A 22727-nucleotide genomic window follows, 5' to 3' on the forward strand; every position below is an offset into this window, starting at 1 on the left:
AGGCGAACTGACATGGGACTGGGCGGCTGCATCGTCCTCGTCGCGGTGGGGGCCATCCTGACCTTCGCCACGGACTGGGAGCTCGAAAGCGTCAACCTCGACCTGGTCGGGATCATCATGATGCTGGTCGGCATCGTCGGGATCGTGGTCTTCACCAGCGTCCTGAAGCGGCGTCGCGGCGTCGGCGGTCCGCCCGCGGGCGGCGGAGTCGTCGAGGAGCGCTACCGCCACTACGAGTAGTCGAACCGTCAGGGATCGGCTTCTCCCCCTCTGACCGGCGGTTTTGCGCCCGGCCATGCCCGAAGAACCCCTCCAGTGCGCGGTGGCGCCCCCGGTAGGCTGACCCTTTGTCCGCTGCCCGACCCGGGGACGGCTACCGCGACAGGGGAGGCTCCCAGTGGAATTCCGGTTGCTCGGAGCGGTGTCCGTCGCGACCGAGGCCGGTGAACTCCCCCTCGGCCCGGCCAAGCGGCGCAGCGTACTGGCCGCGCTCCTGCTCCGCCCCAACACGGCGGTGCCCGTCGACCAGCTCATCGACTCCATCTGGGACGAGGCCCCGCCCGCCCACGCGCGCACGGTCGTCCAGGGCCACGTCTCACGGCTCCGGGCGCTGCTGACCGACGGCGAGGCGGCGGCGTACGGCGTCGAACTCACCACGCAGGGGCGGGCGTACGTCCTCCAGATGTCGGAATCCCTGCTGGACGCCTACCGCTTCGAGGAACTCGTCCTGCTCGCCCGGCGCCAACGCCAGGCCGCCGACGCGGTGTTGATGTTCCGCGAGGCACTCGCGCTGTGGCGCGGCCCCGCGCTCACCGGAACGGTCTCCTCCGAACCGCTGCTGGCCGCGGCCCACGCCCTGGAGGAGACCCGCCTCGTCACGGTCGAAGACCTCGCGGACGCCTACAGCGAACTCGGCGAACACGGCCGCGCCGCCGCCGTCCTGCGCACCGAGGCCGTCGCCCACCCCATGCGCGAGTCCCTTTCCGCCGCCCTGATGCTCGCCCTCTACCGGGCGGGCCGCCAGTCCGACGCCCTCGACTGGTACCACCGCACCCGCCGCCTGCTCGCCGACGAACTCGGCGTCGACCCCGGCCGCGCGCTCCAAACCGCCTACAGCGCCATCCTCCAGGGCGACCCCCTCGACCCTCCCACCCCCGAAACCTGGACCCCCACCCCCTCCGCCCTCCACCGCCCCCACACCCCACCCCCCACTACCCCTTCCGGCCCACCCCCCGCCCCCACAACCCCCACCAGCCCGTCCCCTGCCACTCCCGCCAGCCCGTGGGCGCGGGTTCCGCCAGGGGCGGAACGGGCGGGCACGGGCGGACCGGCCTCGCCGCCGGTCGGCACCCCCACCCCCCGGCCCACCCCGTCACCGGCCGACGCCACGACCGCCCACCCGGCACCCCCGTCACCCGCCGACGCCACGACCGCCCACCCGGCACCCCCGTCACCGGCCGCCGACCCCGACGAGGCCCCGCCCACCCCCGTATCGCCGCAGGAGGCCCCCCAGGGCGCCCCACAGGCCCCGGCCGGCCCGGCCACCACCCCCGACCTCCTCCCCCGCCATCCCCGCGGCTTCCTCGCCCGCACCCCCACCCTCACCACCCTCACCCGCATCGCCACCACCCCCGACTCCCCGATCGCCCTCATCACCGGCCCACCCGGCGTCGGCAAGACCGCCCTCGCCCTGCACTGGGCCCACCGCCACCGCGACGACTTCCCCGGTGGCCTCCTCTTCGCGGACCTGCACGGCTTCGACGCCCTCCCCACCCCCGAACCCGCCGACGTCATCAGGGAGTTCCTCCTCGCCCTCGGCGTCGGCCGCCGCGCCCTGCCCGAGACCCCGGCCACCGCCGCCGCCCTCTACCGCCGCCTCACCGCAGGCGCGCGGCTCCTCGTCTTCCTCGACAACGCCCGCAGTTCCGAGCAGATCCGCCCCCTGCTCCCCGCGGGCGACGCCTGCGTCACCCTCGTGACCAGCAGGAACCGTCTCGGCGGCCTCATCGCGGGCGACCTCGCCCGCCCCGTCCCGCTCGACGTCCTCGACGCGGCGGACTCGGTCGCCCTCCTCGCCACCGTCCTCGGCGCGGACCGCGTCGCCGCCGAACCGGACGCCGCCCGCACCCTCGCCGCCCGCTGCGACGGCCTCCCGCTCGCCCTGCGCATCACGGCCGCCCGGCTGGCCACCCTCCCCGACCGCACCCTGGCCCAGCACGCCGACGAACTCGCCGACGAGCGGAGCCGTCTGGGTCTCCTCGCGGTCGAGGACCGGGGTGTCGAGGCGGAACTGCGGCTCAGCGTCCAGCAGTTGGACGCCCTGACCCAACGCGTATTCCGGGGCCTGGGCGCCCACACCGGCCCCACCGTCGACCGCTACGCCGCCGCCGCGCTCGCCGACGTCTCCGTCACCGAGGCCGCCGCCGCCCTCGACCAGCTGGCCGCCGCCCACCTCGTCCAGGAGCACGGCCGCCCCGGCGGCGGCCGATACGCCCTGCACGACCTGGTGCGCCTCTTCGCCCGCGGCACCGCCGAGGACCCGACCGCCCTGACCCGGCTCCTCGACTACTACGTGTGCGCCGAGCTCGCCGCGAACGCCGTCGCCGAACCGGGCAGCCGCCCGTGCTGCGCACTGCCCGAGAACGTGCACAAGCCCACGGAAACACCGCACTTCACTCGGCGCTCCGAGGTCATCGAGTGGTACGGGGCCGAGCGCGAGGCCCTCGCCGGGGCGCTGGCGGCGGCCCGTGCGACCGGGCTCGACGACCGGGTGTGGCGGCTCGCCATCCTCCAGTGGCCGTACATCCTGTGGCGCGCCCGGGACGGCTGGACGCCCCTGCTCCAGACCGCGCTGGAGGCCGCCGTCGCCGTCGACGACCCGGACGGCGAATCCCGGGTGCGGGCGCTGCTGGGGTGGGTGCTGGTGGAGGAGGAACGCACCGAAGAGGCCCATCCGCACCTGGAGTTGGCGCCGGTGCTGGCCGCCCGGGCGGGCGACCCGGTGGACGAGGCGACCGGCTGGGTCAACCTCTCGCTGGCGCAGCGCCAGCGCGGCGAGTACGACGCCGCGCTGGCCGGTTGCGTACGCGCCGTGGACCTGGCCCGACGGGCCGAGGACGCGCAGACGGAACTGCTGGCCCTGCTGTCGCTGGCCGAACTCTGCCTCCGCACCGACGATCCGGCCGCCGCCCTGCGGTACGCCGACGAGGGCCTGCCCCTGGGACCGCCCGGCGGCGTCGGACAGGCCCGGAAGCTGCTGCTGCGCACCACCCGGGGCGAGGCGCTGATCCGGCTCGGCCGGACGGCGGAGGGGCTCGCCGTGCTGCGCGAAGCGGCGGACGCGGCCGAGCGGGAGGGGTTCCACGAGGGCGTGTGCCGAGCGCTGGCCCTGCTGCGGAACTCAGCGGAAGGCACCTCGGAAGGCTCCTTCGACGGTTCGCCCGAGGGCGCGGCCGACGAGGTCAGGTATGCGCGTGCGGCAGCCGCACTGGCGGCGGAGACGGGCCGGAGCCACCCGTAGAACGCAGGTACGGTAGCCCCGACCGGGCGCGTTTGCGCAGGTCAGCGGAGCCTTCTCCGTCACCTGCGAGGTACGACAGCGGAACGTTAGCGGCGCGATAACGACTGCCGTCAGGCTCGTGCCGAGGGGACGCGGCACTTCGACGCGGCGGACGGCCCGGCCGCACGCGCGGGCCGCCGGGACTCCACCCCCGCTCGCCAGCCCCGGGGGGACCTGCACGATGCGCCGACGCGACGACCGCCGTACCCGGGTCCGAGCGTGTCTGGGGGCGGTCGCGGCGATGGTCCTGGGGCTCGCCGGGTGCACCGATGTTTCACGTGAAACACCGCCGCACCGGGTGGCCAAGGCGGCTCCGGGGTCCGCCGGTCCGGCATCCGTGGAGGGGCTCGACGACTGCACCACGGACGGAGTGGCGTTCCGGGTGGAGGTGCCGCCGTCGCGCCGGGGCGACCGGGCGGGCTTCCGGGTCGCGAAGGTGGTCGTCACCGCCACCGGTGCCCGGCCCTGCCTGCTGGACCGGGCACCGTACGTACACGTCAGGATCGCCCCGAGCGGCGCGACGATCGTCGTGAACCGCCCGGAGCCGCGCTCCTCGCGCGTGGTGCTGAAGCCCGGCGGGGAGGCGGCCGCGCCGCTGTACTACACCGTCGTCCGGCCCAAGGGCCGCCGCCACCGCAACGAGTGCGGGCCCGCCGCCGACGGCACCGCGACGGTCGCCCTGACCGAAGGCCCCGTGTCGCGCTCCGCGTCGATCGGCGGACCCGGCGGCAAGGGCCGGGCACGGCTGGTGCTGTGCCCGGACCAGGCGGAGGTGGGGGGATTCACGACGGTACCGAGGCGCTGACGGCCACCGGGTCCCCCGGGGGCACTGACGGCTCCCGGATCCCCCTCACCCGGGAGTGCCTACGCGTCCATCCCCGCCAGCACCAGCGCGAGACGGGACTCCCCGCCCTCCGCGATCCGCACCGGCACACCCCAGTCCTGCTGGTGGACGTGGCAGGCCGGGTACTCGTTCGCCGGGTCGTCGTCGCAGGAGGCGGCCATCGCGGAGACGTGCAGCACGCCCTCCGTGACGTCCGGGTTCAGCCGGATCTCGCGTGTCAGGTCGGTGCCCGTGCCCTCGCCCGCGGCGATCAGCTCCGGCGGGGTCGCCGAGACCAGCAGCCGGGTCGAGGGACCGTAGCGGGTGTCCAGCTTCTGGCCGCCGGGCGCCTGGAAGACCACGTCCAACCGCAGCGCGCCCGGGGCGACTTCGGTCGCGGCCCGCTGCGTGCGGTGCGCCACGGCCTCCACCCGTACCGCCTCGTCGGGCAGCCGCAGCCGGGTCAGCCGGTGGCGTGCGGACTCCACGACCACGATGTCGTCCCCGACCAGCACGGCGTCGCTCGGCTCGCGCAGGTCCGTGGCGAGCGTGGTGACCTGGCCGGTCGCGGGCTCGTAGCGGCGCAGCGCGTGGTTGTACGTGTCGCTGAGCGCGACCGAGCCGTCGGGCAGCGCGGTGACGCCCAACGGGTGCTGGAGCAGCGCCTGTCCGGCGTCGCCGTCGCGGTGGCCGAAGTCGAAGAGGCCGGTGCCGACGGCGGTGTGCACGACGTCGTCCGTGTCCACCCAGCGCAGGGCGGAGGTCTCGGAGTCGGCGACCCACAGCCGGTCCTCGGTGGCGGCGAGACCGGAGGGCTGGGCGAACCAGGCCTCGGTGACCGGGCCGTCCACCAGGCCCTCGTTCGTGGTCCCGGCCGCGACGCGGACGGTGCCCGCCTCGGGGTCGTACGCCCACAGCTGGTGCACGCCCGCCATGGCGATCCACACCTCGCCGCGCCACCAGGCGACGTCCCAGGGGGAGGAGAGGGAGACGTCGAGGGCGGGGCCGCTGGTGGGCTCGCCCTGCCACCACTGCTTGCCGGTGCCCGCGACGACGGTGACCTCGCCGGTCTTCGCGTCGTACGCCGTGAGCCGGTGGTTGACCGTGTCGGCGACGATCACGCGTCCGTCGGGGAGGAGGGCCAGGCCCTGCGGCTCGTTGAAGCCGCCGTCGATGCGCCGCAGTACCGTCTCGCCGTCGGGGGCGAGCTCCACGAGCTGGTTACGGGTGGTGTCCGAGACGAGCAGATGGCCGCTGTCGGGGAGCAGGAGGGCCTTGCCGGGGAAGCGGAGGTCGGTGGCGACGGGCTCGGGCTCGACGTACGGGCCGTCGCCGCGGCGCAGCGTGCCCTTGGCCTCGTGCTCGGCCTCCAGCTCGGTGACCAGGCGCTCGATGGCGTGGGCGTGGCCCTCACCCGCGTGCTGGGCGACGACGTAGCCCTCGGGGTCGATGACGACGAGCGTCGGCCAGGCGCGGACGGCGTACTGCTTCCAGGTGGCCAGCTCGGGGTCGTCGAGGACGGGGTGGTGGACCTGGTAGCGCTCGGTGGCGTCGACGACGGCCTGGTGCTCGGCCTCGTGGACGAACTTCGGCGAGTGCACACCGAGGATGACCGTGGTGTCGCCGTGCCGCTGCTCCAGCTCGCGCAGTTCGTCCAGGACGTGCAGGCAGTTGATGCAGCAGAAGGTCCAGAAGTCGAGGATGACGATGCGTCCCCGCAGGTCGGCGAGGGTGAGTTCCTTGCCGCCCGTGTTCAGCCAGCCGCCCTTGCCGACGAGCTCGGGGGCGCGTACGCGGGCACGGGCACGGTGGGGGGCGGGGGTCGCGGCGGCATCAGCGGCAGTCATGGGACAAGGGTGCCACCGCCGTACGAACGCGCGGTCACGGTGTCGTGAAGGCGCCCGCTGCCGCCGACCCCGGCGAGCGTCCGCTGAGCCAGGTCCAGCCTTGCTGTGGCACCAACGTGAAGCCATCATGGCGTCATGGATCTCTCCCCGTACGTCGACACCCTCCGCCGTGAGCTCGCGGTGGCCGCCGAGGCCGGGGGCGAGGACGCCCGTGTCCTCGCCGAACGGCTCACCGCACCGCTGGAGTCGGCCGCGCGCCTCGCCCTGCTGAACGTGCTGTCGGACGCCATGGGCGAGGTGACCCGCGAGCTGGCCCCCGGCTCGGTGGACGTACGGCTGCGGGGGCTCGACCCGTCGTTCGTGGTGACCCCGGCGCCGGGCGGGCCGGACTTCGGCTGGCAGCCCGAGCAGACCGCTCCCGCCACGTCCGTGGCCCCTCCGCTGCCCCCGGACACCGACGACGGCGGCACCGCCCGGATCAACCTCCGGCTGCCCACGCACCTCAAGACCAGGGCCGAGGAGGCGGCGACCCGGGAGGGCCTGTCGCTCAACGCCTGGCTGGTACGGGCCGTGGGCGCGGCCGTCGATCCCGGCCCGGCCGCCGCCCGGAGCCCCCAGGACCCGGGCACGGGCCGCGGGAGGCAGAGCTTCACGGGGTGGGTCCGCTAGGGGCCCTTCGGCGCTGCCCGGGAACGCGTCAGCGCACTCGCCCGACGTACCGCCACCGCCACCGCCACCGCCACCGCCACCGCCACCAGGGACGGAACTGCCATGCCGAAGGCCGGCGCCACCGACCAGCCGCACCCGTACGCCCATCGCTTCGACACCGCCGCACCGGTGGCCGCCACCGTGCACATCGAGGTGGGCACGGTCCGGATCACCGCGTCCGACCGGACCGACACCGTGGTGACCGTGCGGCCGAGCGACAGCGCCAACTCCGGCGACGTGAAGGCCGCCACGCAGACCCGGGTGGAGTGCGCGGACGGCTGTCTGCGGGTCCGCGCCCCCAAGACCCGCAGCCTGTTCGGCAAGTCGCCCTCGATCGCCGTGGACGTCGAACTGCCGACGGGCTCCCGCCTCGACGGCAGGTCCGCGGTCGGCGACTTCGACTGCCGGGGCACTCTCGCCGAGGTGCGGATCAAGACCTCGGTCGGCGATCTGCGCCTCGCCCACGCGGTCTCCGCCGCCCTCACCACCTCGCACGGCTCCGTCACCGTCGAGCACGTCGAGGGGGACGCCGACCTGACCACTGGTTCCGGCGAGATCCGCGCCCAGCGGATCGGCGGCGCCTGCGACGTCAAGAACTCCAACGGCAGCACCCGCATCGACGACGTCACGGGCAACCTCACCCTGCGCATCGCCAACGGCCAGGTCGTGGTCGGCCGCGCCCACTCCTCCGTCACCTCGCGCACCGCCAACGGAAGCGTCCGCATCGACGAGGTCGTCCGCGCCAAGACCACCGTCGAAACCTCGGCGGGCAACATCGAGATCGGCATCCGCAAGGGCTCGGCGGCCTGGCTGGACGTCACGTCGACGACGGGCAGGGTCTACACGGACCTGGAGGACTCGACGGGCCCCGGCGACGCCGAAGAGACCGTCGAGGTCCGGGCGTACACGACGATGGGCAGCATCACGATCCGCCGCGCACCCGCGTAGGCCGCGCCCGGGGCGGGGAGTCCACGGCAGGGCCGCACGCGTCCCCGGAAACCTCTTGTCCGGCACGCTCGGGCCTGCGAGGGTTCGGTCGGCCCCGCATCGGGCCGCTCTCCGTACCGGACCAGCCCAGGAGTCACCTTGTCCGTCATCCCCGACCTGACCACCGAGCGACTCGTCCTCCATGCCTGGACCCCCGAGGAGATCGACGCGGTGATCACCGGGAAGCGCCTCCCGCACTGGGCGGAGGACTTCCCCGCCGAAGGAGACAAGGCCCTCGCGGGGCTCTTCGAGAAGCACCCCGGCTGGTACGGCGCGTACGGACACCGGCAGATCATCGAGCACGCGAGCGGCCAGGTCGTCGGCGCGATAGGCCTGTTCACTCCGCAGCCCGACGGCGCAGTCGAGTTCGGCTACGGCGTCGCACCGTCCCACCAGGGCAAGGGGTACGCCTCCGAGGCGGCCCGCGCGATGATCGTGCACGCGCTCACCATGCCGGGCACCGAGGTGGTCTTCGCGAAGGTGTCGCTGGACAACCCCGCCTCCCTGCGCGTCCTGGAGAAGGCGGGGCTCATCCCCTGGACCGGCCTGGAGCTGGAACCCGGCCTGACCGCCTTCCGCACCCCCTGACGTTTCACGTGAAACACGGTCCGTCATGTTTCACGTGAAACATGACGGACCACCTCGAACCCGTCCCGGAAAAGGGCGAGTTGAAGTCCGCTCCACCGCCTACGCTGCCCCCATGCCCGCACTCCAGCCCCTGCGCGCCGACCACGCCCCGGCCCTCCTCTCCTTCGAGCGTGAGAACCGCGCGTTCTTCGCCGCCGCCGTCCCCGACCGCGGCGATGACTACTTCGCCGAGTTCGAGGCCCGCCACCAGGCCCTCCTCGACGAACAGGCCACCGGCACGCTCGCCTTCCACCTCCTCGTGGACGAGACGACCGGTGAGATCCTCGGCCGCTTCAACCTCGTCGACCTCTGCGACGGCACCGCCGACGTCGGCTACCGCCTCGCCGAGAAGGCCACCGGCCGCGGCCTGGCCACCGCCGCCGTCCGCGACCTCTGTGCCCTCGCCGCCACCCGCTACGGCCTGCACACCCTCACGGCGGCGACCACCCTGGACAACACCGCTTCCCACCACGTCCTGACCCGCACCGGCTTCACCCTCACCGGCACCACCACCCTCTCCGGCCGGCCCGCCCGCGCCTACACCCGCCACCTCGCTCCCGACGCGTGAGAGCGACACCGGGCCGGGTATCCGTCATGGCATGAAATTCCTCGTACGCGACAAGCTGTTCGCCATCGGTGACGACTACTGGATCGAGGACGAGCACGGGCGGCACGCCTTCCTCGTCGACGGCAAGGCGCTCCGGCTGCGCGACACCCTGGAGATCAAGGACCCGAGCGGCCGGGTGCTGATCACGCTCAAGGAGAAGATGCTCAGCTGGCGGGACGCCATGACCCTGGAGCGGGACGGGGAGACCCTCGCGACCGTGCGCAAGAAGCGGCTGTCGCTGATCCGCAACCACTACCGGGTCACGCTGAACGAGGGCACCGAGCTGGACGTCAGCGGGCGCGTGCTCGACCGCGAGTTCGCCGTGGAGTACGACGGAGAGCTGCTGGCCCACATCTCACGGAAGTGGTTCCGGATGCGCGAGACGTACGCGGTCAACGTCGTGCGCGAGGACGCGGACGCGCCGCTGCTCATCGCCGTCGCCGTGTGCGTGATCCGGATGGCGGAGAAGGAGCGGGAAGGGGACTGAGCCGAGAAGCACCCGGGGACGCCCTGATCCGAACGGTCATCCACCGAATGCGCGCCACTCGCCGTGGTGATGCCCTTGCGGACAGCGGCCGAAATGTCGACCTGCCGTCCGTTCGGAAGGAATTGGGCACCTGTGTCCCCATGGCGCACCTCGGGCCCCGGCACCGGTCGCGGGCGGGCACGAGCCCGCGAGCGGTGACTGGGGCGAGGCGGTGGAGACCGGGGACGGGACGCAGGCCCACGCCTGGTCGCCCGGGTTCAGGGCCTCGGCGGGGTGTCCGACGCCCTGGTCCTCGGCTCCCACCACCCCGCCCTGCCCGGCCAGGGCGCCGTGTTCGCCGAGGCGGGCGCGATCTCCATCGACATCGGCGTCCCGTACCTCGGCAGCCCCGCCGGCGGCACCCAGTTGCCCCCGGTCGGCGTCCACGCGGAAGGCGTCTCGGCAACGGCGACGGCCCTGCCGGGCAAGCCCGTGGACTTCTCCGGCAGCGCCTCGCGCGCGTACTTCTCCGTCGCGGGCGAGAAGGCGGTCACCGTCCCCAAGCTGTGGGAGGTGAACTACGGGGGGCGCCTCCCGACCGACTACAGCAAGCCGGTCTTCGCCCTGGCCACCACCAACGAGCAGGTCACCACCGACGTCAAGGGCAACCCGACGCTCGACGCGGACAAGCAGTACACCTACGACGCGGACGCCACCAGCGGTTACGCCAACGCGGTGCACATCAGCATCCTGGGCCCCGAGACCGCGGACATCACGATCGGGCACGCGGCAGTCATCCGCAAGGCGCCCGAGAAGGAGAAGGCCGCGCTGCGGGCCGCCGCCGCCCCGGACTCGGCCGTGCTGCGCGGCGGCACCTTCCCGCCGTTCGGCCCTCCGGCGGGTGTACCGGTCGACGGCCAGGGCGTGGGCGTGCCCAAGGGCAAGGAGATCGACAACCGCTGGGGCCGTCGGGCGCCTCAGCGGCGGGGTGTGGCAAGCCCCAGGAGCCGGTCCTTCAGTGCCGGGAACTGCTGCCTGGTGGCCTCGGGACGCCCGGGCTCCAGCTCCACGACGAGGACCTCTTCACCGGGTCCCGCCTCGGCCAGCACCTCGCCCCACGGGTCGACCACGATGCTGTGCCCGGCCTGCTCGACGCCGCCGTGCGTCCCTGCGGTGCCACAGGCCAGGACGTACGCCTGGTTCTCCACGGCACGGGCCCTGGCCAGCAGCGTCCAGTGCCCGCGCCGCTTGGCGGGCCATCCGGCGGGGATCACGAAGGCCGTGGCCCCGGCGTCGACGAGCCCCCGGAACAGCTCGGGGAAGCGCAGGTCGTAACAGGTTGCCAGCCCCAGGCGCAGATCGCGCGCGGTGACGGACACGAGCTCGCCGCCCGCGGCCATCAGCGCCGCCTCGCCCTCGTCGAAGCCGAAGCGGTGGATCTTCCGATAGACGGCGGCGAGTTCACCCTCGGGGGAGAAGACGAGGGAGGTGTTGAAGAGGGGTCCGTCCGGGTCGCGCTCCACGAAGGACCCCGCGTGCAGCCAGACCCCGGTGTCCCGCGCGGCCTTCGCCATCACCTCGTACGTCGGCCCCTCCAGCGGCTCCGCCTCCTCGGCGAAGCCCTCGTAGGCCCACGCACCCGTCGGCCAGAGTTCGGGAAGCACCACGAGGTCGCTATCCTGCTGCGCCCTCACCAGTGAAGCGACCCTCTCCCGGCGGGAATTGACCGATTCCTCATCGTTTACGTCGATCTGGAGCAGAGAGGCGCGCACACTACCACCGTCCTGGCATTCGAGCCGTCAACACGGGCCTACGATCGTCACACGAAAGCACTGCCGGGGTGCCTCCGGGCAGCGTAACTTAGCGTCCAAGTCCGCCACCCAGACCGCACCTGCCCGCACGCACGCACGGCAACCCAGCCGCACCGTCCGCGCCGCCGCCACTGAACCGCCCGAGGGGTCCCGTGACCGTCCACCATCCCGCCCTGCAGACCTACGCCGACGCCTGGACGCACTCCATAGAGGCGATATCCGAGCTGGTGAAGCCGCTCGTCGAGGGCGAGTGGAACCGCCGCACGCCCTGCCCCGGCTGGTCGGTGCGCGACCTCGTCTCCCACGTCATCGGCGCGGAGTGCGAAATGCTCGGCGACCCCCGCCCGATCCACACGCTGCCCAGCGACCTCTTCCACATCACCTCCGACCTGGCCCGCTATCTGGAGGTGCAGGTCGACGTCCGCCGCCACCACACGGCGCCGGAGATGACCTCGGAGCTGGAGTACACGATCATCCGCCGCAACCGGCAGCTGCGGAACGAGACCCGGACCCCCGACACCCTGGTCCGCTCGCCGCTCTCCGGCCGCGAGATCCCGCTCGAAACGGCCCTGCGCATGCGGGCGTTCGACGTGTGGGTGCACGAGCAGGACCTCCGCACCACCTTCCGGCAGCCCGGCAACCTGGACTCGCCCGGTGCGTACGTCACCCGGGACTTCCTGCTGAACGCCCTGCCCAAGGTCGTCGCCAAGGACGCGGGCGCACCGCCCAACGCGGCGGTCGTCTTCGACGTGCACGGCCCGGTCGAGTTCCTGCGCACGGTCCGCGTCGATGCCCAGGGCCTCGGCACCATCGACGGCACCCCCTCGCTGGGCCCGCTCGTGACGATCGCCCTGGACTGGGAGACGTACTACCGGCTGGCCTGCGGCCGCGTGCGGTACGCGGCCGTGGCCGACCTCGTGAAGATCGAGGGCGACGAGGACCTGGCGTACGAGATCCTGCGGAACTTCGCGGTCACGCCGTAGCGGTCACGCTCTGGCGGTCAGACCGTGGCGCGGTCGGGCCGTAGCGACGTTTCACGTGAAACATCGCTGTGGGAAGGGCCGTCACGCGGGTACGTGCACGGCCTCGACCCTGCTCGCCACCAGGTGCTCCCGCTCGCGCCGAGCCGTCCGCGTGCGCAGCCGCAGAATCTGGGTCAGCCCCACCGCCTCCAGCACGAACACCGAGGCGAACGCGATCCGGTAGTTGTCGCCGGTCGCGTCCAGCAGCACGCCCACCGCGAGCAGGGTGGTCATGGAGGCGATGAAGCCCCCCATGTTCACGATCCCTGAGGCCGTGCCCTGCCGTTCCGGCGGATTCGCGGGCCGCGCGAAGTCGAAGCCGATCATCGAGGCCGGTCCGCACGCCCCGAGCACCACACAGAGCGTCACCAGCAGCCACACCGGCACATGCTCCCCGGGGTAGGCGATCGTGGCGCCCCACAGCAGGGCGGTGGCCCCCACCGTGCCGAGCGCCAGCGGCACCCTCGCCGCGTGGTGCCGGCCGATGACCTGCCCGTACACGAGCCCGATGGCCATGTTGGAGAGCACCACCAGCGTCAGCAGCTCACCGGCCGCCGCCCGCGACATGCCCTGGGCCTCCACCAGGAAAGGCATCCCCCACAGCAGCAGGAAGACCATCGCCGGGAACTGCGTCGTGAAGTGCACCCACATCCCGAGCCGGGTGCCGGGCTCCCGCCACGAGGCCGCGATCTGCTGCCGTACGAAGGAGGGCCCCGCCTTCGGGGAGGGCGCCGGCTCGTGCCCCTCGGGGTGGTCCTTGAGGAGCAGCAGGGTCAGGACGAGGACGGCCACCCCGGCGGCCGCGCTGCCCAGGAAGGTCGCCGTCCAGCCGTATCCGTGCAGGGCCCGCGCGATCACCAGCGTCGAGACGAGGTTGCCCGCCATCCCGAACAGGGCGGCGACCTGCGCGATCATCGGCCCGCGCCGGGCCGGGAACCAGCGGGTGCCCAGCCGCAGCACACTGATGAAGGTCATCGCGTCGCCGCAGCCGAGCAGCGCGCGGGAGAGCAGTGCCATGCCGTACGTCGGCGAGAGCGCGAAGCCCACCTGGCCGAGCGTGAACAGCAGCGCGCCGATCAGGAGCACCTTCTTGGTGCCGAGCCGGTCCACCAGCAGGCCGACGGGTATCTGCATGCCCGCGTACACGAGCAGCTGGAGTATGGAGAAGGTGGACAGCGCGGAGGCGTTGACCTGGAAGCGGTCGGCGGCGTCCAGACCCGCGACGCCCAGGCTGGTGCGGAAGATGACGGCGACGAAGTAGACGGCGACGCCGACCGACCACACGGCCAGGGCCTTGCGGCCGCCGGGCGGGTCGCCGTGCACCGCTGGAACGGACGGCTTCATCGGTCGTCCCCCCGAACCAGCGACTTCACCCGGCTGACGTGGCGGCGCACACAGGCCGCGGCGGCGTCGGCGTCACCGGTCCGGATGGCTTCCAGCATCTCGGCGTGCTCGGTGATGTTGAGCGCGATGCGGTCCGGGTGGGCCTCCATCACGGCGACGCCCATCCGCAGCTGGCGGTCGCGCATCTGGTCGTAGAGGCGGGAGAGGATCTGGTTCCCGGCGTTGCGGACGATCTCCGCGTGGAAGCAGCGATCGGTGACGGCGACCTCCGCCAGGTCGCCCGCGAACGCCCGGGTCTTCTGCTCGTCGAGCAGTTCCTCCAGGCGCCCGATGAGCCGGGGCGAGGCGGGGATCGCCTTGCGCACCGCGAACTCCTCGACCAGCAGCCGGGTTTCGACCACATCCGCGATCTCCTGCGCGGAGACCGCGAGGACCAGGGCGCCCTTCTTCGGGTAGAGCTTGATGAGCCCCTCGACCTCAAGACGCAGCAGCGCCTCGCGCACCGGGGTGCGGGACACCCCCACGGCCTCGGCGAGGTGGCCCTCGGTGAGGAGCGTCCCGCCCTCGTAGCTGCGGTCGAGCACCCCCCTCTTGATGTGGTCGTAGACGCGCTCGGCGGCGGGGGGTGCGGCAGGCATGCGCACAGCTTAGATACAACAGGTGCACAAGAGAAAGGCCCGTCCGCGATACGGACGGGCCTTTCCCCGGCGTGCTGCTACGCCCAGGTGATCAGGCGCTTCGGGTGCTCCAGGATCGCGGCCGTGTCGGCCAGGACCTTGGACCCGAGTTCGCCGTCGACCAGGCGGTGGTCGAAGGACAGCGCCAGCGTGGTGACCTGGCGGGCCTTGACCTTGCCCTTGTGGACCCAGGGCTGGAGCTTGATCGCACCGACCGCGAGGATCGCGGACTCGCCCGGGTTCAGGATCGGGGTACCGGTGTCGACACCGAAGACGCCGACGTTGGTGATGGTCACCGTGCCGCCCTGCATGGCCGCCGGGGAGGTCTTGCCCTCACGGGCCACGGACACCAAGTCACCCAAAGCGGACGCCAGTTCGGGCAGGGTTTTGGCCTGGGCGTCCTTGATGTTCGGGACGATCAAACCGCGCGGGGTGGCCGCCGCGATGCCCAGGTTCACGTACTCCTTCTGCACGATCACCTGGTTCTCCTCGTCCCAGGCGGCGTTGACGCCCGGGTTGCGCTTGATGGCGACGAGGAGGGCCTTGGCGATGAGCAGGAGCGGGTTGACCCGCAGCCCGGCCATGTCCGGGTCCTGCTTGAGGTCGGCGACCAGCTTCATCGTGCGCGTCACGTCGAGGGTGATGAACTCGGTGACGTGCGGGGCGGTGAAGGCGCTCTTCACCATGGCGGCGGCGGTGGCCTTGCGGACGCCCTTGATCGGGACGACGGTCTCGCGGGATGCGGGCGCCGCCGTGTCGATCCCGGCGAAGCCCACTGCGGTGCCCGGGGCCTCGACGACCGTTTCACGTGAAACAACCGGCTCGGCGACCGGAGCCACGGCCGCGTGCACGTCCTCCCGCGTGATGACGCCGTGCGCACCCGTCGGCGTCACCGTCGCCAGGTCGATCCCGAGGTCCTTGGCCAGCTTGCGGACCGGCGGCTTGGCGAGGGGACGCGTGCGTTCCTCGACGGCCTGGACCGAGGTGGAGGTGCCGTTCAACTCGGCCTGCACGGAGGCGGCGTAGGCCGCCTTCTCCGGAGCCGGGGTGTCCGTCTTGCGGGCCCGGCGCTTGGTCGAGGACTCGGCGACGCCGTACCCGACCAGGACCGGCTGACGGCCCTTGGGCGCCTCGTCCTCCTCCTCCGGAGCCACGACCGGAGCCGCAGCCACGACCGGAGCCGGGGCCGCAACCGGCGCCTCCGGAGCGGCAGTTCCCGGCGCCACGTCGACCACGATGATCGACGTGCCGACGTCGACCGTCACGCCCTCCTCGAAGCGGAGCTCGTGCACCACGCCGTCGTACGGGATGGGCAGTTCGACGGCCGCCTTCGCCGTCTCGACCTCGCACACGACCTGGCCGTCGGTGACGGTGTCGCCGGGCTGGACGTACCACTTGAGGATCTCGGCCTCGGTGAGGCCCTCGCCCACGTCGGGCAGCTTGAACTCGCGGTAGCGGGAAGCGTTCTGCGTCTGTGTCATGTCAGTCGGCCCCTTAGTACGCGAGCGAGCGGTCGACGGCGTCGAGCACCCGGTCCAGACCCGGCAGGTACTCCTCCTCCAGGCGTGCCGGCGGGTACGGCGCGTGGTACCCGCCGACCCTCAGCACCGGTGCCTCCAGGTGGTAGAAGCAGCGCTCGGTGATGCGGGCGGCGATCTCCGCGCCCGCACCGTAGAAGACCGGCGCCTCGTGCACGACGACCAGGCGGCGGGTCTTCTCCACCGAGGTCTGGATGGCGTCGAAGTCGATCGGGGACATCGAGCGCAGGTCCACGACCTCCACCGACTTGCCCTCCTCGGCAGCGGCGGCGGCCGCCTCGACGCAGACCTTCACCATCGGGCCGTACGCGGCGAGCGTGAGGTCCGTGCCCTCCCGAGCGACACGGGCCCCGTGCAGCGGTCCGGGGATGGCGTCGGTGTCCACCTCGCCCTTGTCCCAGTAACGGCGCTTGGGCTCGAAGAAGATCACCGGGTCGTCGCCCTGGATGGCCTGCTGCATCATCCAGTACGCGTCGGAGGCGTTGGAGGGCGAGACCACCTTCAGGCCCGCGACGTGTGCGAACAGCGCCTCGGGCGACTCGCTGTGGTGCTCGACCGCGCCGATGCCGCCGCCGTACGGAATGCGGATGACGACCGGCAGCTTGATCTTGCCGAGCGAGCGGGCGTGCATCTTCGCGAGCTGCGTGACGATCTGGTCGTACGCCGGGAAGACAAAACCGTCGAACTGGATCTCCACGACCGGGCGGTAGCCGCGCAGCGCGAGACCGATCGCGGTGCCGACGATGCCGGACTCGGCGAGCGGGGTGTCGATGATCCGCCCCTCGCCGAAGTCCTTGAACAGGCCGTCGGTGACCCGGAAGACACCGCCCAGCTTGCCGACGTCCTCGCCCATGACGAGGACCTTGGGGTCGTTCTCCAGCGCCGTGCGGAGCGACTCGTTGATCGCCTTGGCGATCGGGAGCTTCTTGACTGCCATGGCTTACTTGCCCTCCTCGGCGAACGACGCCTGGTAGGCGGCGAACTGCGCGCGCTCCTCGTCGACGAGCGCGTGCCCGTCCGCGTAGACGTTCTCGAAGATCGCCATGGTGTCGGGGTCGGGCATCGAACGCACTGCCTCGCGGACCCGCTTGCCGAGCGTCTCGCTCTCGGCCTCCAGCTCCTCGAAGAAGGCGGCGTCGGCGAGGCCCTCCTTCTCCAGGTACGTACGGACGCGCAGGATCGGGTCCTTCGCCTCCCACGCCTCGCGCTCCTCGTCGGCCCGGTACTTCGTCGGGTCGTCGGAGGTGGTGTGCGCGCCCATCCGGTAGGTGAACGCCTCGATCAGCATGGGGCCCTGGCCGCTGCGGGCCCGCTCCAGCGCGGCCTTGGTGACGGCCAGACAGGCCAGCACGTCGTTGCCGTCGACACGGACGCCCGGGAAGCCGAAGCCCTGGGCGCGCTGGTAGAGCGGCACCCGCATCTGCTTCTCGGTGGGCTCGGAGATCGCCCACTGGTTGTTCTGGCAGAAGAAGACCACCGGGGCGTTGTACACGGCACCGAAGTTGAAGGATTCCAGGACGTCGCCCTGGGAGGAAGCGCCGTCGCCGAAGTACGCGATCACGGCCGAGTCCGCGCCGTCCTTGGCGACGCCCATGGCGTAGCCGGTGGCGTGCAGGGTCTGCGAGCCGATGACGATCGTGTACAGGTGGAAGTTGTTGCTGTTGGGGTCCCAGCCGCCGTGGTTCACGCCGCGGAACATGCCCAGCAGGTTCGTCGGGTCGACGCCGCGGCACCAGGCCACGCCGTGCTCGCGGTAGGTCGGGAAGACGTAGTCGTCGTCCCGCAGGGCGCGACCGGAGCCGATCTGCGCGGCCTCCTGGCCGAGCAGCGAGGCCCACAGGCCCAGCTCGCCCTGACGCTGGAGCGAGGTCGCCTCGGCGTCGAAGCGGCGGGTGAGGACCATGTCCCGGTAGAGCCCGCGCAGCTCGTCGGCCGACAGGTCGATCTCGTAGTCCGGGTGCGTGACCCGCTCGCCCTCGGGCGTCAGCAGCTGTACGAGCTGCGGCTCGTCGGCGGCCGTCGCGGGGGTCTTCTTGGCGCTGGCGCGCTTGGTGCCTGCTCCGCTGCTGCGTCGCGGTTTACGCGCGGCAGTGCTCTCCACGGTCACGTGCGTGCTCCTCCGTCGGTCCGGCCCCCGGGGTCTGCCGGGAAACCAGTGCGGCTCGCCCTGAATCCGTACCCGCGCACGGGGTGGGTGCGGCTCGGCCGGGACAGGGCGTGACAGGTGCCCCGGCGAGCGCCCTGTCAAAAGAACGTTACCCAGTGCTTCGCATAACTGCGAAACCCCATTTGACCTGCGATTTTGCTTGGATTTCCAAGTAAATCGAGGAATGCGGGAACAACCACTGGTCAGAGCCTTGCGGGCCGCCGGAACAGGGGAACGTTATCCCGGTCACCTCGGGCACGGGAAGAGTTCGTATGTGAGGATGGCGGCGTGCGCGAATCAGGCAAAATCACCGTTTTCCTCGTCGATGACCACGAAGTAGTCCGCCGAGGTGTTCATGAATTGCTCTCCGTCGAGGACGACATCGAGGTTGTCGGAGAAGCGGGTACGGCGGCAGATGCCCTGGTCAGAATCCCTGCGACCCGTCCCGATGTAGCCGTGCTGGACGTCCGGCTGCCGGACGGCAGCGGTGTGGAGGTCTGCCGCGAAGTCCGTTCGCAGAATGAGGACATCAGTTGCCTGATGCTCACCTCTTTCGCCGACGACGAGGCCCTTTTCGACGCGATCATGGCCGGTGCGTCCGGTTATGTCCTCAAGGCGATCCGGGGCAGCGAACTCCTCTCCGCGGTACGGGACGTGGCCGCCGGAAAGTCCCTCCTCGACCCGGTCGCGACCGCCCGCGTCCTGGAGCGGCTGCGAGCCGGCAACAGCGCCAAGGGCGACCAGCGACTGGCCAACCTCACCGAGCAGGAGCGGAAGATCCTCGACCTGATCGGCGAGGGGCTCACCAACCGCGTGATCGGCGAACGCCTCCACCTCGCCGAGAAGACGATCAAGAACTACGTCTCCAGCCTGCTCTCCAAGCTGGGCATGGAACGCCGTTCGCAGGCCGCCGCGTACGTCGCCCGGATGCAGGCCGAAGAACGCCGCTGACCTGCTGAAAGACACCCCTCCTAGGCCCCCTGATCAGGCACTTTGTGACTTTTCTCGGGACCTAGGTCTCTTTTGGCCGTCGCCCGCCATCGCGCACAGTGAAGGCATGCCCACTTCCGAGCGCTTCCGCGCGATGCAGCTGCTGACCTCCGTTCCGTACGGCCGGGTCGCCACCAGCATGCGTGCGCTGCCGTTCCTCGCCGTCGCCCGCCACGTGGTGACCGACGGCGCGGTCCTGCTGCGGATGCACGCCGGCTACGGCTACCACCAGGCCTGCAATGGCAGCGTCGTGGCGTACGAGACCGACAACTTCAATTCCGGCGACGCCCAGCTGTGGTCCGTGCAGGCCACGGGCGAGGCCCGGGTGATCGAGCCGACCGAGGCCGAGCGGGAGCTCTTCGGCCCCGGACCCACCGAGGTCGAGGGCGAGCCGTTCGACCCCGTCTACATGCGGATCGACCCGCAGTTCTTCCTGGTCCACACCCTGCGCGACGTCCGCGAGCGCGCCCTCCAACACGCTGGGTGAAGCCATGTAACCCGTCGTGATCTAACATCTGCCGGGTGCCGCGCTCATCTGTATCCGCAGAACCTGCCGAACCCGCAGAACCTGTCGTCGTTTCACGTGAAACATCCGCTCCGACCCCACCCCTCGGCAGCCTGCTGCGCCGGTACGCGTTCCTGGGCGAGCCGGTGTCCTGCGAGCCCGTCGCCCAAGGCCTGCTGAACCACGGGTTTCGGCTCGCCACCACTCGCGGCGACTACTTCCTCAAGCACCACCTCGACGGCGACCGCACCGCCATCGCCCGCCAGCACGGCGCCACCCAGCGCCTGGCCGCCCTCGGCGTCCCCGTCGCCCCGCCGCTGCCCGGAGCCGACGGCGACACCGTCGCGGTGGTCGACGGACGCTGTTACGCCCTGCACCCCTGGATCGACGGCAGCCACCGCGACGGCGCCCAGCTCACCGAGGCCGAGTCGCTGCGCCTGGGGGCCCTCCTGGGCGTCGTGCACACCTGCCTGGACCAGGTGATGGAGTCCGCGGCGGGGCGTGACGGCGGGGAACTCAGCGCCGACCCCCGCGACAGCTTCGAAACCATCGACGAACTGCTCCTGCTGGCCCGCAGGAGGCACCCCAGGGACGCCTTCGACGTCCTGGCCGAGCACCGCCTCCTGGAGCGCCGCACGCTCCTGGAGCGGCACGCACACCGCCGCCCGCCCGCCGGGGCCGAGCCGACCGCCGGATGGGTGCACGGCGACTTCCACCCGCTGAACCTGCTCTACCGGGGCGCGGAGCCCGCCGCGATCGTCGACTGGGACCGCCTCGCGGTGCAGCCCCGCGCCGAGGAGGCGGTCCGTGCGGCCGCCATCTTCTTCGTACGGCCGGACGGCGAGCTGGAGCTGGCCAAGGCCCGCGCGTACGCACGGGCCTACCGGCGCACCACGGGGGCGGGGAAGGCGGAACTGGCCGCAGCCGTGCACCGGGTGTGGTGGGAGCGGCTGAACGACTTCTGGATACTGCGCTGGCGCTACCAGCTGCACGACCGAAGGGCCGACCCGCAGTTTCCTGCGGCGTCGGCCCTGGCGGTCTGGTGGACCAAGGAGTACGAAGCGGTGCTGGACGCCTTCGCGTCCTAGCCGATCCGGTCGGGTCTACGCGGTGGTGGCCGCCGGCCCGCCGCCCGGCGTGGTACCCGCCGCGCCGGCGTTGCCCGCACCGGCATTGCCCGCACCGCCGTTGCCCGCGCCGCCGTTGTCAGCCGCGCCACCGTTGCCCGCGCCGCCGTTGTCAGCCGCGCCACCGTTGCCCGCGCCGCCGTTGTCAGCCGCACCGCCGTTGTCCGCAGCGCCGCCGTTGTCGGCCGCGCCACCGTTGCCCGCGCCGCCGTTGTCAGCCGCGCCACCGTTGCCCGCGCCGCCGTCGGCAGTGCCGGGAGGCGGAGTCGTCGGGTCCGGCTTCGGCGGCTTCGTCTGCGTCTTGGAGGGCTTGTTCACCGGGGGCGGGGGCTGCTGGTTGCCGCCGGTGGACGAGGACGAGGAGCTGCCGTTCTCGCTGTTGCCGCCGGACGCGTCCTCTTCTTCGGGAGGCGTCTCGTCGTCGGCGGTCTTGCCCGGGGTGCTCTGGACGACGCTGGGCGGCTGCTGATCCTTCTTCTCGTCGTTGTTGAAGGCGTTGTTCGCGTACGCCACACCGCCCGCGATCGCCAGGATCGCCAGGACCGCGAAGATCCAGATCTTGGCGCGGCTGGGCCGGTCGTCGTACCCGTCGTCGTACGCCCCGTCGTGCGGGTTCTGCGGCGGCAGCATCGCGCCGTTCGGGCGGAACTGCGAGGTGTCGCCGTGCGTCGGGTGCCCCATGGCGGCCGTCGTCGCGACGCCGTGCGCCGGGGTGTAGCCCGACTCGTGCATCTCGACGGGGCCGGTGTTCCAGGTGCCCGTGTGGCTGCCCTGCTGCTGGAGCATCTGGAGCCCGTACTGCACCAGACCGCGCATCTCCTCCGCGCTCTGGAACCGGTCGTCCGGGTCCTTCGCGAGGGCGCGCATGGCCAGGCCGTCGAGCTCCGGCGGAGCCACGTCCGACATCTCGGACGGCGGCACCGGCAGGTCCTGGACGTGCTGGTAGACCACCGACAGCGGCGTCTCGCCCATGAAGGGAGGCCGCAGCGCGAGGAGTTCGTACAGCAGGCAGCCGGTGGCGTACAGGTCGGAGCGGTGGTCGACGGCCTTGCCGAGCGCCTGCTCCGGGGAGAGGTACTGCGGGGTGCCCATGACCATGCCGGTCTGCGTCATCGTCGACTGCACGCCGTGCAGGGCGCGCGCGATGCCGAAGTCCATCACCTTGACCGCGCCGCCGTGCGTGATGATCACGTTCGCGGGCTTGATGTCACGGTGCACGATGCCGTGCTGGTGGCTGTACGCGAGGGCCTCCAGCACGCCGGAGACGATGATCAGCGCCTGCTCCGGGCCCGGGGCCTCGGCGTTGAGCAGCAGGTCACGGATGGTGTTGCCCTCGACGAGCTCCATCACGATGTACGGGACGAGGTTGCCGCCGATGCGGTCCTCGCCCGAGTCGTACACGGCCACCACGGCATGGTGGTTGAGGCCCGCGACCGACTGGGCCTCACGCGTGAAGCGCGCCTTGGCGACGGGGTCCTCGGCAAGGTCGGAGCGCAGCAGCTTCACCGCGACCGTGCGGCCGAGCCGTACGTCCTCCGCGGCGAAGACCTCGGCCATGCCGCCGCGGCCGAGACGATGGGTCAGCCGGTAGCGACCATCGCCGACAAGTCCGCCCATACCGAACGATTCCGGCAGGTCAGACACTCCACCGCCGGTGTCCTCGGGTTCGGGTGCCATCAGTCCTCGCCGTCATCATCTGTCCGCGCCCGCGGGTCCGTTCGGTCCGAAAACCGACGGTTCATGAGCCCGCGTCGCGGTGGTTCACAGGGTTCTCCGCCACGTCACGCTACAGCCTCGCGCATGGCCCCTCTGCTATCAGATGGACCTGCCATCAAAACCGTTGCGCCTGTACCCGTGCAAATTACCCACCCTTCGGGGCTGCGCGGATAACGCTTCCGAGACTCTTCCTCGCCCGTACGGTCACGGAACGGGCACCCCGCTTG

At 71.9% G+C, this 22727-nt stretch carries 21 protein-coding genes; 12 read left to right on the top strand and 9 right to left on the bottom strand.

The features are described from left to right. Positions 1-12: 12 nt before the first annotated feature. The 3 genes from ACIO3O_RS07950 to ACIO3O_RS07960 all read left to right on the top strand — a co-directional run bounded on the left by ACIO3O_RS07950 (position 13) and on the right by ACIO3O_RS07960 (position 4364). Positions 13-240, top strand: coding sequence for a DUF6458 family protein (locus tag ACIO3O_RS07950; protein ID WP_401743252.1), 228 nt, complete (start codon positions 13-15; stop codon positions 238-240). A 157-nt stretch (positions 241-397) separates the two neighbouring features. Then, positions 398-3520 (top strand): AfsR/SARP family transcriptional regulator, encoded by a 3123-nt coding sequence (locus tag ACIO3O_RS07955; RefSeq protein ID WP_401743255.1) that lies wholly within the window; start codon positions 398-400, stop codon positions 3518-3520. 220 nt (positions 3521-3740) lie between these two features. Continuing rightward, on the top strand, positions 3741-4364 hold the full coding sequence (locus tag ACIO3O_RS07960) for a DUF4232 domain-containing protein (protein ID WP_401743258.1): 624 nt from the start codon (positions 3741-3743) through the stop codon (positions 4362-4364). A gap of 59 nt (positions 4365-4423) precedes the next feature. Here the strand turns inward: ACIO3O_RS07960 and ACIO3O_RS07965 are convergent, their stop codons facing one another. Further along, positions 4424-6229, bottom strand: a complete 1806-nt coding sequence (locus tag ACIO3O_RS07965) for an NHL domain-containing thioredoxin family protein (protein ID WP_401743260.1) — start codon at positions 6227-6229, stop codon at positions 4424-4426. A 135-nt stretch (positions 6230-6364) separates the two neighbouring features. Here ACIO3O_RS07965 and ACIO3O_RS07970 point away from each other — a divergent pair, with 135 nt between their 5' ends. The 5 genes from ACIO3O_RS07970 to ACIO3O_RS07990 all read left to right on the top strand — a co-directional run bounded on the left by ACIO3O_RS07970 (position 6365) and on the right by ACIO3O_RS07990 (position 9645). Then, entirely contained in the window at positions 6365-6898 is a 534-nt protein-coding gene (locus ACIO3O_RS07970; protein WP_401743262.1) for a toxin-antitoxin system HicB family antitoxin, read from the top strand. A gap of 102 nt (positions 6899-7000) precedes the next feature. Beyond that, a complete protein-coding gene (locus tag ACIO3O_RS07975; RefSeq protein WP_401743265.1) occupies positions 7001-7885 on the top strand; it encodes a DUF4097 family beta strand repeat-containing protein in 885 nt (294 codons plus the stop codon). A 138-nt stretch (positions 7886-8023) separates the two neighbouring features. After that, positions 8024-8512 (top strand): GNAT family N-acetyltransferase, encoded by a 489-nt coding sequence (locus ACIO3O_RS07980; RefSeq protein WP_401743267.1) that lies wholly within the window; start codon positions 8024-8026, stop codon positions 8510-8512. Positions 8513-8624: 112 nt separating this feature from the next. Then, the gene (locus ACIO3O_RS07985; protein ID WP_401743270.1) at positions 8625-9119 is read left to right on the top strand and encodes a GNAT family N-acetyltransferase; all 495 of its coding nucleotides are present in this window, start codon (positions 8625-8627) and stop codon (positions 9117-9119) included. Positions 9120-9150: 31 nt separating this feature from the next. Next, positions 9151-9645: an LURP-one-related/scramblase family protein gene (locus tag ACIO3O_RS07990; protein ID WP_401743273.1), complete on the top strand. Its 495-nt coding sequence runs from the start codon at positions 9151-9153 to the stop codon at positions 9643-9645. Positions 9646-9902: 257 nt separating this feature from the next. Here the strand turns inward: ACIO3O_RS07990 and ACIO3O_RS07995 are convergent, their stop codons facing one another. Both ACIO3O_RS07995 and ACIO3O_RS08000 read right to left on the bottom strand, forming a co-directional pair. Further along, complete coding sequence (locus ACIO3O_RS07995; RefSeq protein WP_401743274.1) at positions 9903-10178, bottom strand: hypothetical protein; 276 nt, start codon at positions 10176-10178, stop codon at positions 9903-9905. A 423-nt stretch (positions 10179-10601) separates the two neighbouring features. After that, the gene (locus ACIO3O_RS08000; protein ID WP_401743277.1) at positions 10602-11396 is read right to left on the bottom strand and encodes a carbon-nitrogen family hydrolase; all 795 of its coding nucleotides are present in this window, start codon (positions 11394-11396) and stop codon (positions 10602-10604) included. Positions 11397-11587: 191 nt separating this feature from the next. Here ACIO3O_RS08000 and ACIO3O_RS08005 point away from each other — a divergent pair, with 191 nt between their 5' ends. After that, positions 11588-12418, top strand: coding sequence for a maleylpyruvate isomerase family mycothiol-dependent enzyme (locus tag ACIO3O_RS08005; RefSeq protein WP_401743279.1), 831 nt, complete (start codon positions 11588-11590; stop codon positions 12416-12418). 81 nt (positions 12419-12499) lie between these two features. On the opposite strand, the gene ACIO3O_RS08010 is transcribed toward ACIO3O_RS08005, so the two are convergent. From ACIO3O_RS08010 to pdhA, 5 genes are all read right to left on the bottom strand, one after another. Further along, on the bottom strand, positions 12500-13801 hold the full coding sequence (locus tag ACIO3O_RS08010) for a nitrate/nitrite transporter (protein ID WP_401743280.1): 1302 nt from the start codon (positions 13799-13801) through the stop codon (positions 12500-12502). Further along, positions 13798-14439, bottom strand: coding sequence for a GntR family transcriptional regulator (locus ACIO3O_RS08015; RefSeq protein WP_401743282.1), 642 nt, complete (start codon positions 14437-14439; stop codon positions 13798-13800). The genes ACIO3O_RS08010 and ACIO3O_RS08015 overlap by 4 nt, the downstream gene beginning before the upstream one ends. Positions 14440-14516: 77 nt before the next feature. After that, entirely contained in the window at positions 14517-15959 is a 1443-nt protein-coding gene (locus ACIO3O_RS08020; protein ID WP_401743283.1) for a dihydrolipoamide acetyltransferase family protein, read from the bottom strand. Positions 15960-15972: 13 nt separating this feature from the next. Continuing rightward, positions 15973-16953, bottom strand: a complete 981-nt coding sequence (locus tag ACIO3O_RS08025; RefSeq protein ID WP_401743285.1) for an alpha-ketoacid dehydrogenase subunit beta — start codon at positions 16951-16953, stop codon at positions 15973-15975. 3 nt (positions 16954-16956) lie between these two features. After that, the gene (gene pdhA, locus ACIO3O_RS08030) at positions 16957-18123 is read right to left on the bottom strand and encodes a pyruvate dehydrogenase (acetyl-transferring) E1 component subunit alpha (RefSeq protein ID WP_401743288.1); all 1167 of its coding nucleotides are present in this window, start codon (positions 18121-18123) and stop codon (positions 16957-16959) included. Between the two features lie 327 nt (positions 18124-18450). On the opposite strand from pdhA, the gene ACIO3O_RS08035 reads away from it, so the two are divergent. The 3 genes from ACIO3O_RS08035 to ACIO3O_RS08045 all read left to right on the top strand — a co-directional run bounded on the left by ACIO3O_RS08035 (position 18451) and on the right by ACIO3O_RS08045 (position 20745). Further along, positions 18451-19113: a response regulator gene (locus tag ACIO3O_RS08035; protein WP_401743291.1), complete on the top strand. Its 663-nt coding sequence runs from the start codon at positions 18451-18453 to the stop codon at positions 19111-19113. 106 nt (positions 19114-19219) lie between these two features. Beyond that, the gene (locus ACIO3O_RS08040) at positions 19220-19639 is read left to right on the top strand and encodes a pyridoxamine 5'-phosphate oxidase family protein (protein WP_401743293.1); all 420 of its coding nucleotides are present in this window, start codon (positions 19220-19222) and stop codon (positions 19637-19639) included. 35 nt (positions 19640-19674) lie between these two features. Then, positions 19675-20745, top strand: coding sequence for a phosphotransferase (locus ACIO3O_RS08045; RefSeq protein WP_401743294.1), 1071 nt, complete (start codon positions 19675-19677; stop codon positions 20743-20745). Positions 20746-20760: 15 nt separating this feature from the next. Here ACIO3O_RS08045 and ACIO3O_RS08050 read toward each other — a convergent pair whose 3' ends face one another. Further along, positions 20761-22461, bottom strand: coding sequence for a protein kinase (locus ACIO3O_RS08050; RefSeq protein ID WP_401743295.1), 1701 nt, complete (start codon positions 22459-22461; stop codon positions 20761-20763). Positions 22462-22727 lie beyond the last annotated feature (266 nt).

The sequence above is a fragment of the Streptomyces sp. NPDC087440 genome (genome assembly GCF_044744005.1).
GTDB lineage: Bacteria > Actinomycetota > Actinomycetes > Streptomycetales > Streptomycetaceae > Streptomyces.